This window comes from Burkholderiaceae bacterium (assembly GCA_024235995.1).
In the GTDB taxonomy this organism is placed as follows: Bacteria; Pseudomonadota; Gammaproteobacteria; order Burkholderiales; family Burkholderiaceae_C; genus Ottowia.
In genome coordinates this window covers 2,298,186-2,320,541 of sequence record JACKLI010000001.1, presented here as the reverse complement: position 1 = coordinate 2,320,541, position 22,356 = coordinate 2,298,186, and the positions used below count along the sequence as shown (strand labels likewise).

Here is a 22,356-nt window from a genome sequence, read left to right as displayed (position 1 = left end):
TTGTGCGCCTTCAGCCGATCCAGCGCCGGGCGTTGCGCCAGATCTGCATCCAGGGGCTGTGCGCGCCCGGGTCCTGGTCGGTCCAGCTCAGCTGGATGTTGCGGAACACCCGCTCGGGGTGCGGCATCAGCGCGGTGAAGCGCCCGTCGGCGGTGGTCACCGCCGTCAGGCCGCCGGGGCTGCCGTTGGGGTTGAAGGGGTATTGCTCGGTCGGCTGGCCGTGGTGGTCGACGAAGCGCATGGCCGCGATGACCTCGCTGGCCTGGCCGCGCTGGCTGAAGTCGGCGTAGCCCTCGCCGTGCGCCACCGCGATGGGCAGGCGGCTGCCGGCCATGCCGGCGAAGAACAGGCTAGGCGAATCCAGCACCTCCACCATCGACAGCCGCGCCTCGAAGCGCTCGCTGCGGTTGGTGGTGAAGCGCGGCCAGGCGCCAGCGCCGGGGATGATGTCGGCCAGCTCGGCAAACATCTGGCAGCCGTTGCACACCCCCAGGGCAAAGGTGTCGGCGCGCTGGAAGAACGCCTTGAACTGCTCGGCCAGCGGCGCGTTGAAGGTGATCGAGCGCGCCCAGCCGATGCCCGCGCCCAGCGTGTCGCCGTAGCTGAAGCCGCCGCAGGCCACCAGGCCCTGGAAGTCGGCCAGCCGCACACGCCCGGCTTGCAGGTCGGTCATGTGCACGTCGAAGGCCTCGAAGCCCGCCTCGGTGAAGGCGTAGGCCATCTCGACGTGGGAGTTGACGCCCTGCTCGCGCAGGATGGCCACGCGCGGGCGGGCACCGCCAATCACTACATTATGGATAGCTGCCTTGGCATATTCGGAGCCGGCCAAAGCCATGTTTCGCTTCAAATCTTCGGACAGCACGACGGACAGGCCGGGGTCTGCCGGGTCGCCCGCCGCGGCATGCTCGGCATCGGCGCACGCGGGGTTGTCGCGCTGCTGGGCGATCTTCCAGCTCACGCTGTCCCACACCTGCTGCAGGTCGTGCAGGCTGGCCGAAAACACTTCCTTCGCGTCGCGCCACACGCTGAGCTGCCCCTTGCCCTTGGCCATGCCGGACGAGGCCGGCCGCGTCTTGCCGATGACGTGGCTGTGGCGCGACAGGCCATGCGCGCGCAGCACCTGCATGACGGCGTTGCGCTCGGCCGTGCGCACCTGCAGCACCACGCCCAGCTCCTCGGCAAACAGGGCCTTGAGCGTGAGCCAGTCGCGCCGGCCGCTCACCTGCCGGGTCCACTCCTTGCCCTCGCCCGACTCCATGCGGCTGTCGTGCACGCCGTCGCCTTCCTGCAGCAGCATGTCCACGTTCAGCGCCACGCCCACCTGGCCGGCAAAGGCCATCTCGGCCACGGTGGCCAGCAGGCCGCCGTCGCTGCGGTCGTGGTAGGCCAGGATTTTGCCGGCCGCGCGCAGCTCGTTGACGGCGGCCACCAGGGCCTTCAGGTCCTGCGGGTCGGCCAGGTCGGGCACGCCGTCCGTCACCGGGCAGCCGCTTTGGCCCTGCGTCTGCGCCAGCACGCTGCCGGCCAGGCGGTTGCGTCCGCGCCCCAGGTCGATGAGGATGAGCGAGCTGTCGGCCTCGTCGCGGTCGAGCTGCGGCGTGAGCGTGCCGCGCACGTCGGCCACGCTGGCGAAGGCGCTCACGATCAGGCTGACGGGCGAGACCACCTTGCGCGCCGCGCCGGTCTCATCCTGCCACTGCGTGCGCATCGACAGGCTGTCCTTGCCCACCGGAATGCTCACGCCCAGCGCCGGACACAGCTCCAGGCCCACGGCCTTGACCGTGGCGTACAGCGCCGCGTCCTCGCCCGGCTCGCCGCAGGCAGCCATCCAGTTGGCCGACAGCTTGACGCGCTCCAGCGCGATCGGCGCTGCAGCCAAGTTGGTGATGGCCTCGGCCACGGCCATGCGGCCCGACGCAGGCGCATCGAGCGCGGCCAGCGGCGTGCGCTCGCCCATGCTCATGGCCTCGCCGGCAAAGCCCTGAAAATCGGCCAGCGTGACCGCGCAGTCGGCCACCGGCACCTGCCAGGGGCCCACCATCGGGTCGCGGTGCGTCAGGCCGCCCACGGTGCGATCGCCGATGGTGATGAGAAAGCGCTTGCTGGCCACGGTGGGGTGGCTGAGCACCTGGATGACGGCGTCCTGCAGGCTCAGGTCGTGCAGCTTCAGGGGCGTGAAGGCGCGCTCCACGCTTTGCACGTCGCGCTGCATCTTGGGCGGTTTGCCCAGCAGCACGTCCATGGGCATGTCGACCGGCTGGTCCTGCGCGCCGGCCGATGCGTCGGCCACCACCAGCTGGCGCGCCTCGGTCGCCACCCCCACCACCGCAAACGGGCAGCGCTCGCGCGCGCACAGGGCCTCGAACTGCGCCAGCGACTCGGGCGCGATCGCCAGCACGTAGCGCTCCTGGCTTTCGTTGCACCAGATTTCCTTGGGCGCCAGGCCCGACTCCTCCAGCGGCACGGCGCGCAGGTCGAAGCGCGCGCCGCGGCCGGCATCATGGGTCAGCTCCGGGAAGGCGTTGGACAGCCCGCCCGCGCCCACGTCGTGGATCGCCAGGATGGGGTTGTCTTCGCCCAGCGCCTGGCACTGGGTGATGACCTCCTGCGCGCGGCGCTCGATCTCGGGGTTGCCGCGTTGCACCGAGTCGAAGTCCAGCTGCGCCGCGTTGGCCCCGCTGGCCAGCGACGAGGCCGCGCCGCCGCCCATGCCGATCTTCATGCCCGGCCCGCCCAGCTGGATCAGCAGGCTGCCGGCCGCAAACGCGATCTTGTGCGTCAGGCGCGCGTCGATGCTGCCGATGCCGCCGGCGATCATGATGGGCTTGTGGTAGCCGCGCAGCACGGCCGTATCGCCCTCGCCCACCGGCAGTTCGTATTCGCGGAAGTAGCCCAGCAGGTTGGGTCGCCCGAACTCGTTGTTGAAGGCCGCGCCGCCCAGCGGCCCCTCGGTCATGACCTGCAGCGCGCTGGCCATGTGGGCGGGCCTGCCCACGGTGGAGTCCCACAGCCGCGACACGGTAAAGCCCGTCAGCCCCGCCTTGGGCCGCGCGCCGCGCCCGGTGGCGCCCTCGTCGCGGATCTCGCCGCCCGCGCCGGTGCTGGCGCCCGGGAAGGGGCTGATGGCCGTGGGGTGGTTGTGCGTCTCCACCTTCATCAGCACGTGGCGCAGTTCACTCTGCTTCTGATAGCTGCTCGGGCTTGTTTCACCGGGGCCAGAGGCCGATTTGGCTTCAAACACCTCGCAGGTGTGCCCCTCCATCACCGCCGCGTTGTCGCTGTAGGCCACCACCGTATGCCGCGGGTTCTGGCGGTGCGTGTGGCGGATCATGCCGAACAGGCTCTGCTCCTGCGCCACGCCGTCGATGCGCCAGTCGGCGTTGAAGATCTTGTGGCGGCAGTGCTCGCTGTTGGCCTGCGCGAACATCATCAGCTCGACGTCGGTGGGGTTGCGCCCCAGCCGGGTGAAGGCGGCCACCAGGTAGTCGATCTCGTCGCCCGCCAGCGCCAGGCCCCAGTCGGTGTTGGCCTGCTGCAGCGCCGCGCGGCCGCCCTGCAGCACGTCCACGTGCGCCAGCGGCTCGGGGTGCAGCGCGGTGAAGAGCTGGCGCGCCTCGTCGCGGCGGGCCAGCACGCTTTCGGTCATGCGGTCGTGCAGCAGCGCGGCGATCGCATTTTGCTGCTCTTGTGATAGCTGCCTGCGCTTGATCAGCGCCCGCTTGAGGCCGATTTGATACTCGACGATGCGCTCGACGCGGGTCACCGCCAGGCCGCAGTTGCGGGCGATGTCGGTGGCCTTGGAGGCCCAGGGCGACACCGTGCCCAGGCGCGGCGTGACGACCCAGGTGGAGGCGCCTTCGCCCAGCGCGGGCGCGGCCGGCTCGCCGTAGGCCAGCAGCTCGCCCAGGCGCTGCAGCGTGGCCTGGGTGGGCGCGGCATCGAAGCCCGCCACGTGCACGAAGCGCGCGCTCACCGCGTCGATGCTGGGCTCGAGCGCCTGCAGGCGGCGCAGCAGGCCTTGGGCGCGAAACTCGCTCAGGGCGTTGCCGCCGTCGAAAAAATGAATGGGCTGGGTCACGGTGGACAGGACGGCAGTGGACGGGGCGCGCAGGACGCGCGGTGGGTGCGGGGCCGCTGACTGGGGCCGCGCCTGAAACGCCCAGCGATTTTATCTGGGCCGCCCGCCCGCCGCCGGGCGCGCCGCCTGCAGCCACGCGCCCCGGGTGGGATAATTTCGCCCCATGAGCATCACCATCAAGGACGAGGCGGGCATCGCCGCCATGCGCACCGCCTGCCGCCTCGCGGCGGAGGTGCTGGACCAACTCACGCCGCTCATCCGCCCGGGCATCACCACGCTGGACATCGACCGCTGGTCGGCCGAGTTCATGGCCGCGCAGGGCACGCGCTCGGCCACCGTCGGCTACCAGCCGCCGGGCTACCCGCCCTACCCCGGCCACGTGTGCACCTCGGTCAACCACGTGGTGTGCCACGGCATGCCCACCGACAAGGTGCTGAAAAAGGGCGACATCGTCAACGTCGACGTCACCGTCATCACGCCCGAGGGCTGGTTCGGCGACACCAGCCGCATGTTCGAGATCGGCGAATGCTCGATCGCCGCCAGGCGCCTGTGCCAGCTCACCTACGAGTCGATGTGGCTGGGCATCGAGCAGGTGCGCCCCGGCGCGCGCCTGGGCGACGTGGGGCACGCCATCCAGAGCTTCGTCGAAGGCCACGGCCTGTCGGTGGTGCGCGAGTTCTGCGGCCACGGCATCGGCCAGGTGTTTCACGACGAGCCGCAGGTGCTGCACTACGGCAAGCCGGGCACGGGCGTGGAGCTGGTGCCGGGCATGACCTTCACCATCGAGCCCATGGTCAACATCGGCCGGCGCGAGATCAAGGAAATGCCCGACGGCTGGACCATCGTCACCAAGGACCGCTCGCTGTCGGCGCAGTGGGAGCACACGGTGCTGGTCACGCCCACCGGCTACGAGGTGCTGACGCGCTCGGCCGGAAGCCCCGCCGTGCCCGAGTTCGTGCAGGGCATGGCGCAAGCGGCCTGACGCCGCCTTCAAGCACCCGACCATGTCGCCCGGACTCGCCCAGCCCGTGGCGGCAACGGTGCCGCCGGCGGCGGCCGCCTACCGCCAGCACAAGCAGGCGCTGCTGAGCCGGCTGCAGCACGTGGCCTTGTCCACCCGCAGCGTGGACGGCGCCCTGCGCCGCCTGACGGCCCTGACCGACGACGTCCTGCGCAGCCTGTGGCAGGCCTGCGGCTTCGATGGCGCCTGCGCGCTGCTGGCCGTAGGGGGCTACGGCCGCGCCGAGCTGTTTCCCTACTCCGACGTCGACGTGCTGCTGCTGCTGCCCGAAGGCAGCGACCCGGCCCGCGACGCGCCGCTGCGCGAGCGCATCGAGTCCTTCATCGGCCAGTGCTGGGACGCCGGCCTGGAGATCGGCGCCAGCGTGCGCACCGTGGCCGAGTCGCTGCAGACCGCCGCCGCCGACGTGACGGTGCAGACCGCCCTGCTGGAGGCGCGCCGCATCGCCGGCAGCCGCACGCTGTTCGGCCAGTTCGAGCAGCGCTTTGCCGCCGAGCTGGACGCGCTGGACTTCTTCGTCGCCAAGCGGCTGGAGATGCGCCAGCGCCACCTCAAGTACGAGGACACGCCCTACGCGCTGGAGCCCAACTGCAAGGAATCGCCCGGCGGCCTGCGCGACTTGCACCTCATCGGCTGGGCCATGCGCGCGGCCGGCATCGGCCAGCGCTGGGACGACCTGGCGCGCGCCGGCCTGGCCACCGCGCTGGAGGTGCGCCAACTGCGCCGCAACGAGGCCCTGTTGGCGCGCGTGCGCATGCACCTGCACCTGGCGGCCGGCCGGCGCGAGGACCGGCTGGTGTTCGACCTGCAGGGCGCCGTCGCCGCGTCCTTCGGCCTGGCCGACCGCGCCGCGCCCGACGGCCGCCTGGCCCTGCGCGCCAGCGAGCTGCTGATGCGCCGCTACTACTGGGCCGCCAAGGCGGTGGTGCAGCTCAACCAGATCCTGCTGCAGGTGATCGAGGAGCGCCTGCGCGCCGAGCGCGGCGAGCCCGCGCCCGCGCCGCGGCCGCTGAACGCGCGCTTTCTGGAGCGCGCCGGCCTGCTGGAGGTGGCCGACGACGCGCTCTACACGCGCCAGCCGCACGCCATCCTGGAGAGCTTTCTGCTGCTCGAGCGCGTGCCCGGCGTCAAGGGCTTTTCGGCCCGCACGCTGCGCGCGCTCTACAACGCGCGCGCCATCATGGACCGGCGCTTTCGCGCCGACCCGGTCAACCGCCAGCAGTTCCTGGCGCTGCTGCAGCAGCCGCAGGGCATCACGCGCGCCTTCCGGCTGATGAACCAGACCTCGGTGCTGGGCCGCACGCTGTGGCCGTTCCGGCGCATCGTCGGGCAGATGCAGCATGACCTGTTCCACGTCTACACGGTGGACCAGCACATCCTGATGGTGCTGCGCAACGTGCGGCGCTTCTTCATCCCCGAGCACGCGCACGAATACCCGTTCTGCTCGCAGCTGGCCGCCGGCTGGGACCAGCCCTGGCTGCTGTACGTGGCGGCGCTGTTCCACGACATCGCCAAGGGGCGCGGCGGCGACCACTCGGTGCTGGGCGCGCGCGAGGTGGGCCGCTTTGCCCGCCAGCACGGCATCGCCCGCGCCGACCGCGAGCTGCTGGAGTTCTTGGTGCGCGAGCACCTGGCCATGAGCCAGGTGGCGCAGCAGCAGGACCTGGGCGATCCGGACGTGGTGGCCGCCTTTGCCCGCCGCGTGGGCCACGAGCGGCGCCTGACCGCGCTGTACCTGCTGACGGTGGCCGACGTGCGCGGCACCAGCCCCACCGTGTGGAGCGCCTGGAAGGGCAAGCTGCTGGAAGACCTGTACCGCCTGACGGTGCGCGCGCTGGGCGGGCGCGCGCCCGACCGCGACACCGTGGTCGAGGCACGCAAGCGCCGAGCGCTGGCCGAGCTGTCGCGCCTGGCCGGCCGCACGGTGGCGCCGCCGCCGCTGTGGCAGACGCTGGACGTGGCCTACTTCATGCGCCACGACGCCGGCGACATCGCCTGGCACGCCTTCGAGATCGCCGTGCAGGGCCAGGGCGCCAGCACCACCCCGCGCGTGCGCGCGCGCCGCTCGCCGGTGGGCGAAGGCCTGCAGGTGCTGGTGCACGCCAGCCTGCGCGACGAGCTGTTCGCGCGCATCTGCGGCTACTTCGACCGCGCCGACCTGTCGATCCAGGACGCCAAGATTCACGGCACGCGCGACGGCTGGGCGCTGGACACCTTCCAGCTCGTCAGCGACCTGCTGCCCGAGGAAGCCCCCGCGCTGATGGCGCGCATCGAGGCCGAGCTGCCGGCCGCCGTCGACAGCCTGCGTCCGCTCGCGCCGCCCCGCCTGGGGCGCGTGTCGCGCCGCGTGCGCAGCTTTCCCGTGGCGCCCCACGTCGAGCTGCGCCCGGACGAAAAGGCGCAGCACTGGCTGCTGGCCGTGTCGGCCAGCGACCGCACCGGCCTGCTCTACAGCATCGCCCGCGTGCTGGCCGCGCACGCCATCAGCGTCGAGCTGGCCAAGGTGACGACCCTGGGCGAGCGGGTGGAAGACGTGTTCCTGCTGCGCGGCGAGCAGCTGCAGCAGGAGCGCACCCGCGTCAGCATCGAGCAGGAGCTGCTGCAGGCGCTGGAGCCGAGCTGAGCAACCCGAAGCCGCGCGACGGCTAAAATTAAGGGTTTTCCCGATATCGTTGCCCTGCGGCGCACGCACCGCGGTGCGCTCCCCCTGCCTGTTCCCTCCATCCCCATCATGACTTCTGCCTTGTCCACGTCCCGCCGCCTCGTGCTTGCCCTGGCCGCCTCCACCGCCCTGCTGGCCGCCTGCGGCAAGACCGACGCGCCGGCCGCCCCCCAGGCCGCGGCGCCGGCGGCGGCCCTGCCCGCCAAGATCGTCATCGGCCTGGACGACAACTTTCCGCCCATGGGCTTTCGCGACGACAAGAACGAGCTGGTCGGCTTCGACGTGGACCTGGCGCGCGAGGCCGCCCAGCGCCTGGGCGTGCAGGTCGAGTTCAAGCCCATCGACTGGAACGCCAAGGAGGCCGAGCTGAACGGCCAGCGCGTGGACGCGCTGTGGAACGGCCTGACCATCACCGAGGAGCGCAAGAAGAACATCGCGTTCACCGCGCCCTACATGCAGAACCATCAGATCGTGGTGGTGCGCGCCGATGCGCCCATCAAGACCAAGGCCGACCTGGCGGGCAAGACCGTGGGCGTGCAGGATGGCAGCAGCGCCGTCGACGCCGTCGCCAAGGACGAGGCCACGGCCAGGAGCTTCAAGCAGCTGAAGAAGTACGGCGACAACGTGACCGCCCTGATGGACCTGTCCACCGGCCGCCTGGACGCCGTGGTGCTGGACGAGGTGGTGGGCCGCTACTACGCCGCCAAGAAGCCGGGCGACTACGTGGTGCTGGAGGACGACTTCGGCACCGAGGACTACGGCGTGGGCCTGCGCCAGGGCGACACCGAGCTGCACGCCCGCCTGGAGCAGGCGCTGGCCGCCATGAAGCAGGACGGCAGCGGCGCGCGGATCTCGGACAAGTGGTTCGGCAAGAACATCCTGAAGTGACGGGCGGCTGAACCCGGGCCCGCGCCTTCATGGACTACCTGCTGCGCATCCTGCCCCCGCTGCTGGACGGCGCGGGCGTGACGCTGGGCCTGTTCGTGCTCACCCTGGCGCTGTCGCTGCCGCTGGGCCTGGCGCTGGCATTGGCGCGCCTGTCGCGGCTGGCCGCCCTGCGCGGCGCGGTCAGCGGCTTCATCTGGCTGATGCGCGGCACGCCGCTGATGCTGCAGCTCTTGTTCGTCTACTACGCCCTGCCCTTCGTGCCGGTGGTCGGCGTGCGCCTGCCGGACTACCCCTCGGCCGTGGTGGCCTTCACGCTGAACTACGCGGCCTATTTCGCCGAAATCCTGCGCGCGGGCATCCAGTCGATCGACCGTGGGCAGTACGAGGGCGCCAAGGCCCTGGGCATGAGCCACGCGCAGACCATGCGCCGCATCGTCATGCCCCAGGTGTGGCGCATCAGCCTGCCGCCGCTGGCCAACGAGACCATCACCCTGGTCAAGGACACCTCGATCATCTACGTGCTGGCGCTCAACGACCTGCTGCGCGCCGCGCGCGGCATCGTGCAGCGCGACTTCAGCATCACGCCCTTCGTGGTCGCCGCGGCGTTCTACCTGCTGACAACGCTGGTGCTGACCTGGGTGTTCCAGCGGCTGGAGCGCCACCATGCCGAGCATGACGCCTGACGCCGCCACCCCCATGGTCAAGGCCACCGACGTGCACAAGCACTTCGGCGCGCTGCACGTGCTACGCGGCGTGTCGCTGACGGTGGCGCGCGGCGAGGTGGTGGCCGTGCTGGGGCCCTCGGGCTCGGGCAAGTCCACCCTGCTGCGCTGCCTCAACCACCTGGAGACGATCGAGCGCGGGTGCATCGAAATTGCCGGCAAAACGCTCGCTCACCCCGATGCAACGGGCTTGGCTCGCTATCCTTCCGAGAGCGAGGCGCGCCGCATCTGCCAGCACACGGGCATGGTGTTCCAGCACTTCAACCTGTTTCCGCACCTGACGGTGCTGCAAAACCTGATCGAGGCGCCGATGACGGTGCGCAAGCGCGCGCGCGCCGAGGTGGTGCCGCTGGCCGAGGCGCTGCTGGCCCAGGTGGGCCTGGCCGACAAGCGCGACGCCTGGCCCGCCCGCCTGTCGGGCGGGCAGAAGCAGCGCGTGGCCATTGCGCGCGCGCTGGCCATGCAGCCGGACATCCTGCTGTTCGACGAGCCCACCAGCGCGCTCGACCCCGAGCTGACCGCCGAGGTGCTGCGCACCATGCGCCAGCTGGCCGAGCAGCGCATGACCATGCTGGTGGTGACGCACGAGATGGCCTTCGCGCGCGAGGTGGCGCACCGCGTGGTCTTCATGGACCAGGGGCGCATCGTCGAAGACCGGCCGGCCGCCGACTTTTTTGCCGCCCCGCGCCACGAGCGGGCGCGGGCCTTCCTGGCCAGTCTGGCGTAGCCGCCATGCTCAAAGCGCGCCGAACAGCGGCAAGGTGTCGTTCTTGTCGCCCGCCGCCGCGCCGCGCCGGCGCTGCACCTCGAACGAGAGCACGGGCGCCGAAAAATCGCTGAACTGCGCACCCAGGGCGATCTCGCCGGACGAATGCAGCAGGCAGGAGGTGCGCCGCAAGGGCACCTCGGGGCCGGCGGCGTCGGCAAAGCGCACCGTGGTGCCGTAGCTGCTCAGGTCGGTCAGCACGTAGGCACCGTCCTGCCACTGGATGCTGGCGTGCTGGCGCGACACCCGCTGGTCGCTGATCACCAGGTCGTTCTCCTCGGTGCGGCCGATGCGGATTCTGTCGGGGCCCGCTTCGAACACCTTGCTCTGGTCCAGCCAGCTCAGCTTGAGGGTGGGTGGTGCCTTCTGGGCCTGCATGTCGGCCAGGTTGCCGGGCCGGGTCAGCTGGTCGGGCGCCACGTCGGCGTTCCACAGCACCTGGAACACCGAGCGCGGCTGGTTCAGGCCGGGAATGCGCATCAGGCCCAGGTGGCGGCGGCGCACCTCCAGCCAGGACAGCACGCGCACGCGCGCCTCGCCCACCACGGGCGGTGGCGGCTCGGTCCGACCCGCAGTGGCCCACTCGAACACCGATTCGTCGGCCCAGATGGTGTCGGCGCCCGCCATGTCGCACAGGCGCGCCGCCAGGTTGACCGGGTCGCCGTAGCTGTCGGCGTCGAGCTGCACGACGGAGCCGCTGGCCAGTCCGATCTTCATGCCCAGGCGCAAGCCCTGGGGCACCTCGCCCAGGTAGCCCACGTAGCGCTGCTGCAGGAAGATGGCCGCGCTCAGCGCGGCGATGCTGGAGGGAAACTGCAGCAGCACGCCGTCGCCCAGCAGCTTGACGGTGCGCCCGCCATGCACCTCGCACACGCGCGAAACCCAGTGCGTGACGCGGGAGACCAAGCCGGCGACCACCTCGCTCTCAAAAGCCTCGTAGGCAGCCGAGCTGCCTGTCAGATCCACGAAAACGATGGTCGGGTGCATGCCCATGGGCGACAAAGACCTCCTTGAGTCTCCTTGCTGGGATCGTTGTTGTTGTTAGAGCTTGGACACGCTCTTGCGCCGATTGTCTCCGATTCGCCACAAAACAGCCAGCGCGGCTAGCGGATCTGCGCCCAGACCTTGTCCAGCCTTTTCACGCTGACGGGCTGCGGCGTGCGCAGCTCCTGCGCGAACAGGCTCACCCGAAGCTCCTCCAGCAGCCAGCGCAGCTCGCGCAGGCGCTCGTCCTGCACGCCCTTGCGCTCGGCCACCAGGCGCCAGAAACGCTGCTCCTGCGCGCGCGCCTGCGCCATGCGCTCGGCGTCGCGCGCTGGGTCGGCACGCAGCTTGTCCAGCCGCAGCACGATGGCCTTGAGGTAGCGCGCAAGATGCTGCAGCGCGGCCCAGGGCGTGGCGGCCAGAAAGTCCCTGGGCATCAGGCGCTGCAGTTGCTCGGCCGCGTCCTGCATGGCGGCAGGCGCGGCCCGGGTGTCCTTGATCTTGCGCGCCGCCAAGGCGTATTCGGCCAAAATGGCGCCGGCCAGGCGCGCCACCTCGCCGGCGATCAGCACCAGGCGCGCGCGGCCTTCCTCCGTGCGCTGGGCGAAGGCGGCCTCGCAAGTCGGCAGCGGCTCGACCAGGAAGGCGCGCTCCAGCGCCACGTCGATGATCTGCCGGCGCAGCTCCTCGGCCGTGCCCCCGCCCGCGCCGTCGGACGTGCGTCCGACCTGCATGTAGGCCACGGCCATCTTCTGCAGCTCGGGAATGTTCTTTTCGAGGTGCTTGAGGGTGTCGCGCACCTGCAACGCAAACAGCCGGCGCAGGCCCGCGCGGTGGCGCGCGGCAGCCACCCCGGGCTCGTCGAACACCTCGATCGTCACCGCGTCGCCGGCATCGACCAGGGCCGGAAAGCCGACCAGCACCTGGCCCTTGCGCCGCAGCTCCAGCAGCTCGGGCAGCTCGCCGAAGTCCCAGCGGGTGTGGCGCGCGTCCTCCGCCAACGCCTGGTCAACTACGGGTTTGATAGCTGCCTGCGCATGATGGACGCCGGCTGGAGCCTCGTTTTGCTCCGGATGTGGCGAAGGAGCGGCCGCCAGCTGGGTCTTGGCCGCCCGCAGCCCCGCCAGCGCCTGGAAGGCCCCGCGCGCCTGCCCGCCCAGCTGGGCCTTGAGCGCGCCCAGGTCGCGCCCGGCGCCCAACTGGCGGCCGTGCTCGTCGACGACGCGAAAGTTCATGAACAGGTGCGCGGGCAGCATGTCCAGCTTGAAGTCGGTGGGTTTCACATCCAGGCCGGTGGCCTCGCGCACCAGGCGCAGCAGCGCCGCGTTCAGGCTGCCCACGCCGAACCGATCCGGCGCGCCCAGCGCTTCGCCAAGGCGCTCGGCGCTTTGCGGCAGCGGCACGAAGCGGCTGCGCGGCCTTTGCGGCAGGCTCTTGAGCAGGGCCTGGATCTTCTCCTTCAGCATGCCCGGCACCAGCCACTCGGCGCGCTCGGGCGACACCTGGTTGAGCACGAACAGCGGCACCGTCACCGTCAGGCCATCCTGCGCGTCGCCCGGCGCGTGCAGGTAGCTGGCCGCGCAGTCCACCCCGCCCAGGCGCAGCATCTTCGGAAAGGCGGCGGTGGTGATGCCCGCCGCCTCGTGGCGCATCAGCTCCTCGCGCGTGAGCAGCAGCACGTCGGGCGTGGCGCGCTGGGCCTGGCGCCACCAGGCCTGCAGCGTGCGCCCGTCCACCACGTCGGCGGGCAGGTGCTGGTCGTAGAAGGCGTAGATCAGCTCGTCGTCCACCAGCACGTCCTGCCGGCGCGACTTGTGCTCCAGCGTCTCGATCTGCGCCACCAGCTTGCGGTTGGCGGGCAGAAAGGGCAGCGTGCGCGCCCACTCCTCGGGCCACTGGCCGCCCACCAGCGCCTCGCGGATCAGCAGCTCGCGCGCGCCGGCCGGGTCGACCTGGCCGTAGCGCACGCGCCGGCCGCTGTAGACCGGCAGGCCGTACAGCGTGCCGCGCTCGAAGGCGATGGCCTCGCCGGCCTTCTTCTCCCAGTGCGCATCGAGCACCTGCCGTTTCAGCAAATGGCCCGCCACCTCCTCCAGCCACTGCGGCTCGATGTGGGCCATGCCGCGGCCGTACAGGCGCGTGGTCTCCACCAGCTCGGCGCACACCACCCAGCGGCCCGGCCGCTTGGATAAATGCGCGCCCGGGTGGCGATGAAACTTGATGCCGCGCGGCCCCAGGTATTCGCCCGCCGCCGCGCCGGCCTTGCCCTCGGCCTCGATCCTGCAGCCGACGTTGCCCAGCAGGCCGGTCAGCAGCGCCTTGTGCAGGGCCTCGTAGCCGGCCGGCTGCGTGTTCTCCTGCCACTGGTGCTCGGCCACCACGGTGTGCAGCTGCGTGTGGATGTCGCGCCATTCGCGCACGCGGCGCACGCTGATGAAGTTCTGGCGCAGCAGCTGCTCGTACTGGCGGTTGCTGATTTTGTGGGTGGGGCTGCCCCCACCCCTGCCCTCCCCCAGAGGGGGAGGGAGTTGCGCGGCGGTCTTGCTCCCTCTTCCTCTGGGAGAGGGCTGGGGTGAGGGCTGCCCCAAGGCGGCACGGGCGGCAGCCAGCGCCATCTCCACCCGCTGCGCCACTGGCAAGGCAGCCACGTTGGCGGGTTTGCGGGTCGGCGCACTGCCCTGCTCCACCATCTCACGCCGCGTTTGAGGCGCCCGGCCGCCGCCGGGCCGCCCCAAGGCGGCCGCAGCCCCCTCGGGGGGCAGCGCAGACGCGGAGCGCGGAGCGTGGGGGCCATTTCCTCCGCGCGCATCCTGCAGCCACTGCCACAGCTTGATGTACCCGCTGAACTCGCTCTTCTCGTCGTCGAACTTGGCGTGCTGCTGGTCGGCCTGGGCCTGCTGCTCCAGCGGGCGGTCGCGCACGTCCTGCACGCTGAGCGCGCTGGCGATCACCAGCACCTCGCGCAGGCAGGAGCGCTCGCGCCCGGCCAGGATCATGCGGCCCACGCGCGGGTCCAGCGGCAGGCGCGCCAGCTCGCGGCCCAGGGGCGTCAGCTCGCCCGCGTCGTCGACCGCGCCCAGCTCGCCCAGCAGCTGGTAGCCGTCGGCGATGGCGCGGCCCGAGGGCGGCTCCAGGAAGGGAAAGTCCTCCACCCGCGCGCCGTCGGCCATCAGCCGCAGGCTCTTCATGCGCAGGATCACGCCGGCCAGCGAGGAGCGCAGGATTTCCGGGTCGGTGAAGCGCGGGCGGCCGGCAAAGTCCTTCTCGTCGTACAGGCGGATGCAGATGCCCTCGGCCACGCGTCCGCAGCGGCCGGCGCGCTGGTTGGCCGCCGCCTGGCTCACCGGCTCGATCAGCAGCTGCTCGACCTTGCTGCGATAACTGTAGCGCTTGACGCGCGCCGTGCCGGCGTCGATGACGTATTTGATCCCTGGAACCGTGAGCGAGGTCTCGGCCACGTTGGTGGCCAGCACGATGCGCCGGCCGTGGTGCGCGTCGAACACGCGGTCCTGCTCGGCCTGCGACAGGCGGGCGAACAGCGGCAGCACCTCGGCACTGCGCAGCACCGGGTGCGCGGCCAGGTGCTTGCGCAGATGGTCGGCCGCCTCGCGGATCTCGCGCTCGCCGGGCAAAAACACCAGGATGTCGCCGCCGGCGGCGCCGGCCCACAGCTCGTCCACGCCGTCGGCAATGGCCTCGTTCAGGCCGTGGTCGCGGCTTTCCTCGAACGGGCGCCAGCGCTGCTCCACCGGGTAGGTGCGGCCCGACACCATCAGCACGGGGGCGTCTTTCCCCTTGGCATCGGCAAAGTGTTTGGCAAAGCGCTCGGCGTCGATGGTGGCCGAGGTGACGATGACCTTCAGGTCGGGCCGGCGCGGCAGCAGCTGCCTGAGGTAGCCCAGCAGGAAGTCGATGTTCAGGCTGCGCTCGTGCACCTCGTCGATGATCAGCGTGTCGTAGGCCTGCAGCAGCGGGTCGGTCTGCGTCTCGGCCAGCAGGATGCCGTCGGTCATCAGCTTGACCGAGGCGCCGGGCGAGAGGCGGTCCTGGAAGCGCACCTTGTAGCCCACCACCTCGCCCAGCGGCGTGTTCAGCTCCTGCGCGATGCGCTTGGCCACGCTGCTGGCGGCGATGCGCCGCGGCTGCGTGTGGCCGATCAGGCGGCCGCGCTCGCCCGGCCGGGCGTTGAGGCGCCCCCGGCCCATGGCCAGCGCGATCTTGGGCAGCTGGGTGGTCTTGCCCGAGCCGGTTTCGCCGCAGACGATGATGACCTGGTGCGCGCGCAGTGCCTCTTCAATCTCCGCGCGGCGTGCAGAAACCGGCAGGCTGTCGGGAAACGCGATCGGGAGGGCGGAGGTGGCAGGCAGCGGCACGGGCATGAGGGCCCCGATTATCCGCAAGGCGCGGCGGTGCCACGGCGGGCGCGGCGCGCCCCGAAGCACCCCACGGACGCCCGTATTCACCTGCTCCCATTGCGGTTGGCTTGATCTGTGTAAAGAAGCGAAAGCAGTAGACTCGCCTCTCTTAACCAGACGGGAAAGCGCGCCGGTATCCGGCACGCGCCCGATGATTCATTGGTCACGTTGGAGAGAGATTCCATGAGCACTTCCTTTCGCATGAAGAGCGTTGCCGCCGCGCTGGGCATGGCAGGCCTGTTCGCATTCTCGAGCGCCCAGGCGCAGATCAAGATCGCCATCGTGGGCCCGGCCACCGGCCCGGTGACCCAGTACGGCGACATGGTCAAGGAAGGCGTGTCGACCGCCGTCGAGATGTTCAACGCCGCCGGCGGCGTGAACGGCAAGAAGATCGAGACCGTGGTGGTGGACGACGCCTGCGAGCCCAAGCAGGGCCCAGTGGCGGCCAACCGCGTGGTCAACGACAAGATCCACTACGTGGTCGGCCCGGTCTGCTCGGGCGCCTCGATCGCCGCCGCGCCGATCTACAACAACGAGGGCGTGGTCGTCGTCACCCCGTCGGCCACCTCCCCCGCGCTGACCGACGGCAAGAACTTCCACTACCTCTTCCGCACCATCGGGCGCGACGACCAGCAGGGCCCCGCGGCCGCCAAGTTCATCGCCCAGAAGATCAAGCCCAAGAAGGTCGCCGTGCTGCACGACAAGCAGTCGTACGGCCAGGGCATTGCCGCCAACGTGCGCGACGACCTGAAGAAGGCCGGCATCAACGTGGTGCTGTTCGAGGGCATCAACGCCGGCGACAGCGACTACTCGGCCGTCATCACCAAGCTCAAGAGCGCGGGCGTCGACTTCGTCTACTACGGCGGCTACCACCCCGAGATGGGCCTGCTGCTGCGCCAGGCCGGCGAGCAGGGCCTGAAGGTCAAGATGATGGGCCCCGAGGGCGTGGGCAACCCCGAGATCAACGCCATTGCCGGCCCGGCCGTCGAAGGCATGCTGCTGACGCTGCCGGCCGACTTCTCGGCCAACCCCAAGAACGCCGCCATCGTCAAGGCCTTCAAGGACAAGAAGCGCGACCCCTCGGGCGCCTTCCAGCTGACCTCCTACGCGGCCACTCAGGTGATCCTGGACAGCATCAAGGCCGTGGGCGACGACCCCAAGAAGGTGGCCGATTACATGCACAAGACCAGCTTCGAGACCCCGATCGGCCCGGTGTCCTGGGACGCCAAGGGCGACCTGAAGTCCTTCGAGTTCCAGGTCTTCGAATGGCACAAGGACGGCAGCAAGTCGCTCGTCAAGTAAACACGCCCTAAAACGCCCCGGCAACTCCCCGACCCACAGGGGGCAGACCCGGGGCGTCGTCTGCTGCGCCGCGCGCGGATGCGACCCAACGGAGACTTCGCATGTCCGACTTCCTGCCGCAACTCATCCAGCAGCTGTTCAACGGCCTCTCGCTGGGTGCGATCTACGCCCTGATCGCCATCGGCTACACCATGGTCTACGGCATCATCGGCATGATCAACTTCGCCCACGGCGAGATCTACATGATCGGCGGCTACGTCGGCTTGGTCACGCTGTCGGCGGTGGGGGTGCAAAGCGGGCTGCCGGTCGCGCTGGTCATCGGGCTGATGCTGGTGGCGGCGGTGCTGATCACCGGCGTCTACGGCTACGCGGTCGACCAGCTAGCCTACAAGCCCTTGCGGGACAGCCCGCGCCTGGTGCCGCTGATCTCGGCCATCGGCATGTCGATCTTCCTGCAGAACTGGGTCGCGCTGGGCCAGGGCGCGCGCGACATGGCGGTGCCGGCGCTGCTGCCCGGCGCCTTCCGCTTCGCCGGCGAAGGCGGCTTCGAAATCTACATTCCCTACGCCCGCGTGCTGGTGATCGCCGTCACCGTGGTGCTGATGATCGGGCTGACGCTGTACATCCGCAACTCGCGCATGGGCCGGGCCTCGCGCGCCTGCTCGCAGGACATGCACATGGCCAACCTGCTGGGCATCGACACCAACCGCGTCATCTCCTTCACCTTCATCCTGGGCGCCATGCTGGCCGCGGTCGGCGGCGTGCTGATCGCGCTGGCGGTGGGCAAGCTCAACCCCTTCATCGGCTTCATCGCCGGCATCAAGGCCTTCACGGCGGCGGTGCTGGGCGGCATCGGCTCCATCCCCGGCGCCATGCTGGGCGGCGTGCTGCTGGGCATCGCCGAAACCCTGGCCGCCGCCTACATCTCGTCCGAATACAAGGACATCGTGGCCTTCGCGGTGCTGGTGCTGGTGCTGCTGGTGCGGCCCAGCGGCCTGCTGGGCAAGCCCGAAGTGGAGAAAGTCTGATGAACACCACCGCAGCCTCCCGGCAGCGCCCCGACTGGCGCCAGGCCTTCTCGCACGCACTCGGCGCGGCCGTCATCACGGCGCTGCTGGTGGCGCCCATCTTCGGCCTGCGGCTGGAGCGCATGGGCGCGCGCACCATCGTCGTGCCGCACTGGGACAAGGTCGCCTGGGCCTGCCTGGCGGTGTTTCTGGTGCAGCTGGCGCGCCCCTGGCTGGCGGGCGCCACCACGCGGCGCATCCCCTGGCCGACGCTGCCCGAGGTGTCCGAGCGCCAGCGCAGCCTGCTGCTCACCGTGGTGCTGCTGGTGGCCGTCAGCTGGCCCTTCATGGCCGGCCGCAACGCGGTCGACATCGCCACGCTGGCGCTGATCTACGTCATGCTGGGCCTGGGCCTGAACATCGTGGTCGGCTTTGCCGGCCTGCTCGACCTGGGCTTCGTGGGCTTCTACGCCACCGGCGCCTACACCTTCGCCCTGCTCCACCACTGGGCCGGCTGGAGCTTCTGGCAGGCGCTGCCGCTCACGGGCGCCATGTCGGCGCTGTTCGGCTTCATCCTGGGCTTTCCGGTGCTGCGCCTGCGCGGCGACTACCTGGCCATCGTCACGCTGGGCTTCGGCGAGATCATCCGCCTGCTGCTGGTCAACCTGACCGACTTCACCGGCGGGCCGGACGGCATCTCGGGCCTGCCCAAGCCCTCGGTGTTCGGGCTGGAGATGGCGCGCAGCGCCAGCGTGGAGGGCGCCAGCACCTTCCACGAGTTCTTCGGCCTCGAGTTCAACTCGATGCACATGGTGATCTTCCTGTACCTGATGGCGCTGATGCTGGCGACGATCACCCTGTGGTTCTCCAACCGCCTGCTGCGCATGCCGATCGGCCGCGCCTGGGAGGCGCTGCGCGAGGACGAGATCGCCTGCCGCTCGCTGGGCCTCAACCCGATGACGATCAAGCTCTCGGCCTTCACCATGGGCGCCATGTTCGCCGGCTTCGGCGGCGCCTTCTTCGCGGCGCGCCAGGGCATCGTCAACCCCGAGTCCTTCACCTTCATCGAGTCGGCGCTGATCCTGGCCATCGTGGTGCTGGGCGGCATGGGCTCGCAGCTGGGCGTGATCCTGGCGGCGATCCTGATCACCGCCCTGCCCGAGCTGGCGCGCGAATTCTCCGAATACCGCATGCTGGTGTTCGGCCTGGTGATGATCGTGATGATGATCTGGCGCCCGCAGGGCCTGCTGCCGATGAAGCGCCGCCATGTGGAGATCGCGTGATGGCCGACGCGCAGTTTCTCGAGGTGCAGGGCCTGAGCATGCGCTTTGGCGGCCTGCTGGCGGTCGACGACATCGGCTTCGCCGTGCGCGAGCACGAGATCTTCGCCATCATCGGCCCCAACGGCGCCGGCAAGACGACGGTGTTCAACTGCATCGGCGGCTTCTACAAGCCCACCACCGGCCGCATCCGCCTGCGCGGGCGCGAGATCGCCGGGCTGGGCAGCCACACGGTGGCGCGCCACGGCGTGGTGCGCACCTTCCAGAACGTGCGCCTGTTCAAGGGCATGACGGCGCTGGAGAACCTGCTGGTGGCGCAGCACCGGCACCTCAAGACCTCGCTGCCCGCCGGCCTGCTGCGCACGCGCGCCTACCGCGACAGCGAGCAAAAGGCGCTCGAGCGGGCGCTGCACTGGCTGGACTACATGGAGCTGCGCGAGTTCGCCAACCGGCCGGCCGGCAACCTGGCCTACGGCCACCAGCGGCGCCTGGAGATCGCCCGCTGCATGGTGACCGAGCCGCGCCTGCTGATGCTCGACGAGCCCGCCGCCGGCCTGAACCCGCAGGAGAAGAAGGACCTGCAGGGCCTGATCCAGCGGCTGCGCGCGCAGCACGACATCGCGGTGCTGCTGATCGAGCACGACATGAGCCTGGTGATGGGCGTGTCCGAGCGCATCCTGGTGATGGAGCACGGCCGCCGCATCGCGCTCGACGTGCCGGAGGCGATCCGCAACGACCCGCGCGTCATCAAGGCCTACCTGGGAGAAGAATGATGGCGAGCATGCTGGAGCTCAGGCAGCTGAGCACCCACTACGGCGCCATCTGCGCCGTCAACCAGGTCAGCCTGCACGTCGACCAGGGCGAGATCGTCTCGCTGATCGGCTCCAACGGCGCCGGCAAGACCTCGCTGCTGATGACGGTGTGCGGCAGCCCGCGCGCCAGCGGCGGCCACGTCCTGCTGGACGGCCGGGACATCACCCACCTGCCCTCGCACCACATCATGCGCCAGGGCATCGCCGTCTCGCCCGAGGGCCGGCGCGTGTTCCCGGCGCTGACGGTGACCGAGAACCTGCAGATGGGCGGCTTCTTCCTCGACAAGGGCGAGATCCAGGCCGGCATCGAGCACGTGTTCGGGCTGTTTCCGCGCCTGCGCGAGCGGGCCGTCCAGCGCGCCGGCACGCTCTCGGGCGGCGAGCAGCAGATGCTGGCCATCGGCCGCGCCCTCATGAGCAAGCCGCGCCTGCTGCTGCTGGACGAACCCACCCTGGGCCTGGCGCCGCTGGTCATCACCCAGATCTTCGAGATCATCCTGACCGTGCGCGCGGGTGGCGTGACCGTGTTCCTGGTCGAGCAGAACGCCAACAAGGCGCTGCAGATCGCCGACCGCGGCTACGTGCTCGAAAACGGCCGCCTGGTGCTGGAAGACACCGGCGCCAACCTGCTGAAGAACGACGCGGTGCGCCAGGCCTACCTGGGGGGTTGAGCGCGACCGCCCGGCAGGCTGGCGGCGCCGCCCTCTTCCTGCGGCCACGCCAGGCGAATGCCCTGCGTGCGCGCCAGCGCCTGCAGGTCCTCGGGCGTGTCGATGTCGGCCACGTGGCGCGCATGCGCCATTGCCAGCTCCTGCACCTGCCCGCGGTGGGCGCGGCGCCACTCGCGCACGCCGGCGCCGCCTTGCCCCTGCATGACGGCCGCGCGCAGCCGGGGTCCGAAGGCGATCGGATGCCCGGGCTGGCCGCCGTGGCTGGGCACCACCAGCTCGATGCCCGGCGCGCGCGCGCGCCAGGCCTGCACCACGGCCTGCACGTCCCCGGCCTCCAGCAACGGCTGGTCGCCGAGCACGACCAGCACCGTGTCCAGTTCGTCCGGCAGGGCCGCCAAGCCGCAGCGCAAGGACGAGCCCGGGCCGTCGTCGGGCGCCGGGTTGCGCACCCAGGCCAGCGAGGCGCCGCCGGCCACGCCCGCTGCCCGCGCCGCCGCCAGCACCGCCTGCAGGCGTTCGGCGTGGTGCCCGAGCACGACCACGATGGCGTCCGCGCCGCACTGCCGCAGCAGGCGGATCTGGCGCAGCAGCAAGGGCTCGCCATCGCGTGTCAGCAGGCTCTTGGGCCGGCAGCCCATGCGCCGCCCCGCGCCGGCCGCCATGACGACCGCGCCGACGTTCATGTTTGTGGCACGAAGCAGACCTGCCCGGCGTCGTTGGGCGTGATGTCCTGCATGTCCTTGACGTGCGCCACGTCCATGTCGCGCGGCAGCGGCACGCCGTTCTTCACCGCCAGCACCTCGGCCATCACGCTGACGGCGATCTCGGGCGGGGTCTTGCTGCCGATGTAGATGCCGATGGGGCCGCGCAGGCCCTTCAGGCTCTCCTCGGTCTGGTCCAGGTGCTCGATCATGCGCTGGTGGCGCAGCAGGCTGTTGCGCCGGCTGCCGATGGCGCCGATGTAGAACGCCGGCGTCTCCAGCGCCTGCAGCAGGGCCAGGTCGTCCAGCTTGGGGTCGTGCGTGAGGGCGATGACGCAGCTGCGCCCGTCAAGCGCCATCTCGGCGACGGTGTCGTCGGGCATGGTGCCGACCAGGCGCGCGCCGGGCACGCTCCAGCTGCCGGCAAACTCCTCGCGCGGGTCGCACACGGTCACCGAGAAGCCGCAGAACAGCGCCATCGTGGCCAGGTATTCGCTCATCTGGCCGGCGCCGATGATCAGCATGCGGTAGCCGGGGCCGAAGGTGTTGACCAGCTCGCTGGCGTTCAGGATCAGCTCGGCCGGACGGTCGGTGGCCTCCAGCGTGACCTGCCCGTCGGCCAGGCGCACGCGGCGGTGCATCAGCCGGCCGGCGTCCAGCGCCTGCAGCAGCTCGGCCACGCGCGCGGCGTCGGGGTCGAACTCCAGCATCACCTCCAGCGTGCCCCCGCAGGGCAGGCCGAAGCGGTGCGCCTCGTCGGCCGTGACGCCGTACTTGACGAACCGGGGCGGGCCCTCGCGCGGCAGCGCGTCGGCCGCGTCGGCCTTGGTGTAGCGGTCGATCAGGTCGTACTCGATGCAGCCGCCCGACACCGAGCCCATCACCGCGCCATCCTCGCGCAGCGCCATGATGCAGCCCACCGGCCGCGGCGACGAACCCCAGGTGCGCACCACGGTGGCCAGCACGGCCCGCTTGCCGTCCTGGCGCCATTCGCGCAGCGCGCGCAGTACCGTGACGTCAAGGTTTTCCATGCAACCGCTCCTTTCG

At 70.6% G+C, this 22,356-nt stretch carries 15 protein-coding genes; 10 read left to right on the top strand and 5 right to left on the bottom strand.

Annotated features, from left to right (window positions below):
- Positions 1-10: 10 nt before the first annotated feature.
- Positions 11-4,078, bottom strand: a complete 4,068-nt coding sequence (gene purL, locus H6927_11165; GenBank protein ID MCP5218658.1) for a phosphoribosylformylglycinamidine synthase — start codon at positions 4,076-4,078, stop codon at positions 11-13.
- A 163-nt stretch (positions 4,079-4,241) separates the two neighbouring features.
- Here purL and map point away from each other — a divergent pair, with 163 nt between their 5' ends.
- From map to H6927_11140, 5 genes are all read left to right on the top strand, one after another.
- Positions 4,242-5,060, top strand: coding sequence for a type I methionyl aminopeptidase (gene map / locus H6927_11160; protein ID MCP5218657.1), 819 nt, complete (start codon positions 4,242-4,244; stop codon positions 5,058-5,060).
- Positions 5,061-5,082: 22 nt separating this feature from the next.
- Positions 5,083-7,722 carry a [protein-PII] uridylyltransferase gene (locus H6927_11155; GenBank protein MCP5218656.1) on the top strand — a complete coding sequence of 880 codons (2,640 nt, stop codon included), beginning with the start codon at positions 5,083-5,085 and terminating at the stop codon, positions 7,720-7,722.
- 108 nt (positions 7,723-7,830) lie between these two features.
- Positions 7,831-8,649, top strand: coding sequence for an amino acid ABC transporter substrate-binding protein (locus H6927_11150; protein ID MCP5218655.1), 819 nt, complete (start codon positions 7,831-7,833; stop codon positions 8,647-8,649).
- A 29-nt stretch (positions 8,650-8,678) separates the two neighbouring features.
- Positions 8,679-9,332, top strand: a complete 654-nt coding sequence (locus H6927_11145; protein ID MCP5218654.1) for an amino acid ABC transporter permease — start codon at positions 8,679-8,681, stop codon at positions 9,330-9,332.
- A gap of 13 nt (positions 9,333-9,345) precedes the next feature.
- Complete coding sequence (locus tag H6927_11140) at positions 9,346-10,098, top strand: amino acid ABC transporter ATP-binding protein (protein MCP5218653.1); 753 nt, start codon at positions 9,346-9,348, stop codon at positions 10,096-10,098.
- 9 nt (positions 10,099-10,107) lie between these two features.
- On the opposite strand, the gene H6927_11135 is transcribed toward H6927_11140, so the two are convergent.
- A complete protein-coding gene (locus H6927_11135; GenBank protein ID MCP5218652.1) occupies positions 10,108-11,130 on the bottom strand; it encodes an adenylate/guanylate cyclase domain-containing protein in 1,023 nt (340 codons plus the stop codon).
- Between the two features lie 110 nt (positions 11,131-11,240).
- A complete protein-coding gene (gene hrpA / locus H6927_11130) occupies positions 11,241-15,500 on the bottom strand; it encodes an ATP-dependent RNA helicase HrpA (protein ID MCP5218651.1) in 4,260 nt (1,419 codons plus the stop codon).
- Positions 15,501-15,719: 219 nt separating this feature from the next.
- Between hrpA and H6927_11125 the strand changes: the two genes are divergently transcribed.
- The 5 genes from H6927_11125 to H6927_11105 all read left to right on the top strand — a co-directional run bounded on the left by H6927_11125 (position 15,720) and on the right by H6927_11105 (position 20,608).
- Positions 15,720-16,838, top strand: coding sequence for a branched-chain amino acid ABC transporter substrate-binding protein (locus H6927_11125; GenBank protein MCP5218650.1), 1,119 nt, complete (start codon positions 15,720-15,722; stop codon positions 16,836-16,838).
- 101 nt (positions 16,839-16,939) lie between these two features.
- Positions 16,940-17,866: a high-affinity branched-chain amino acid ABC transporter permease LivH gene (gene livH / locus H6927_11120; GenBank protein MCP5218649.1), complete on the top strand. Its 927-nt coding sequence runs from the start codon at positions 16,940-16,942 to the stop codon at positions 17,864-17,866.
- Complete coding sequence (locus H6927_11115; protein MCP5218648.1) at positions 17,866-19,128, top strand: high-affinity branched-chain amino acid ABC transporter permease LivM; 1,263 nt, start codon at positions 17,866-17,868, stop codon at positions 19,126-19,128. The genes livH and H6927_11115 overlap by 1 nt, the downstream gene beginning before the upstream one ends.
- Positions 19,128-19,898: a high-affinity branched-chain amino acid ABC transporter ATP-binding protein LivG gene (livG, locus tag H6927_11110; GenBank protein ID MCP5218647.1), complete on the top strand. Its 771-nt coding sequence runs from the start codon at positions 19,128-19,130 to the stop codon at positions 19,896-19,898. The genes H6927_11115 and livG overlap by 1 nt, the downstream gene beginning before the upstream one ends.
- 8 nt (positions 19,899-19,906) lie before the next feature.
- On the top strand, positions 19,907-20,608 hold the full coding sequence (locus H6927_11105; GenBank protein MCP5218646.1) for an ABC transporter ATP-binding protein: 702 nt from the start codon (positions 19,907-19,909) through the stop codon (positions 20,606-20,608).
- Here H6927_11105 and H6927_11100 read toward each other — a convergent pair.
- Positions 20,593-21,291: a nucleotidyltransferase family protein gene (locus tag H6927_11100; GenBank protein ID MCP5218645.1), complete on the bottom strand. Its 699-nt coding sequence runs from the start codon at positions 21,289-21,291 to the stop codon at positions 20,593-20,595. The two genes, H6927_11105 and H6927_11100, sit on opposite strands and share 16 nt — an antisense overlap.
- Positions 21,288-22,340 (bottom strand): XdhC family protein, encoded by a 1,053-nt coding sequence (locus tag H6927_11095; GenBank protein MCP5218644.1) that lies wholly within the window; start codon positions 22,338-22,340, stop codon positions 21,288-21,290. Before H6927_11095 ends, H6927_11100 begins: the two co-directional genes overlap by 4 nt.
- Positions 22,341-22,356: the final 16 nt, after the last annotated feature.

Coding starts and splice junctions, on each gene's coding strand:
- map (MCP5218657.1), top strand. CDS start 4,242: ATGAGCATCACCATCAAGGACGAGGCGGGCATCGCCGCCATGCGCACC.
- H6927_11155 (MCP5218656.1), top strand. CDS start 5,083: ATGTCGCCCGGACTCGCCCAGCCCGTGGCGGCAACGGTGCCGCCGGCG.
- H6927_11150 (MCP5218655.1), top strand. CDS start 7,831: ATGACTTCTGCCTTGTCCACGTCCCGCCGCCTCGTGCTTGCCCTGGCC.
- H6927_11145 (MCP5218654.1), top strand. CDS start 8,679: ATGGACTACCTGCTGCGCATCCTGCCCCCGCTGCTGGACGGCGCGGGC.
- H6927_11140 (MCP5218653.1), top strand. CDS start 9,346: ATGGTCAAGGCCACCGACGTGCACAAGCACTTCGGCGCGCTGCACGTG.
- H6927_11135 (MCP5218652.1), bottom strand. CDS start 11,130: ATGGGCATGCACCCGACCATCGTTTTCGTGGATCTGACAGGCAGCTCG.
- hrpA (MCP5218651.1), bottom strand. CDS start 15,500: ATGCCCGTGCCGCTGCCTGCCACCTCCGCCCTCCCGATCGCGTTTCCC.
- H6927_11125 (MCP5218650.1), top strand. CDS start 15,720: ATGAGCACTTCCTTTCGCATGAAGAGCGTTGCCGCCGCGCTGGGCATG.
- livH (MCP5218649.1), top strand. CDS start 16,940: ATGTCCGACTTCCTGCCGCAACTCATCCAGCAGCTGTTCAACGGCCTC.
- H6927_11115 (MCP5218648.1), top strand. CDS start 17,866: ATGAACACCACCGCAGCCTCCCGGCAGCGCCCCGACTGGCGCCAGGCC.
- livG (MCP5218647.1), top strand. CDS start 19,128: ATGGCCGACGCGCAGTTTCTCGAGGTGCAGGGCCTGAGCATGCGCTTT.
- H6927_11105 (MCP5218646.1), top strand. CDS start 19,907: ATGCTGGAGCTCAGGCAGCTGAGCACCCACTACGGCGCCATCTGCGCC.
- H6927_11100 (MCP5218645.1), bottom strand. CDS start 21,291: ATGAACGTCGGCGCGGTCGTCATGGCGGCCGGCGCGGGGCGGCGCATG.
- H6927_11095 (MCP5218644.1), bottom strand. CDS start 22,340: ATGGAAAACCTTGACGTCACGGTACTGCGCGCGCTGCGCGAATGGCGC.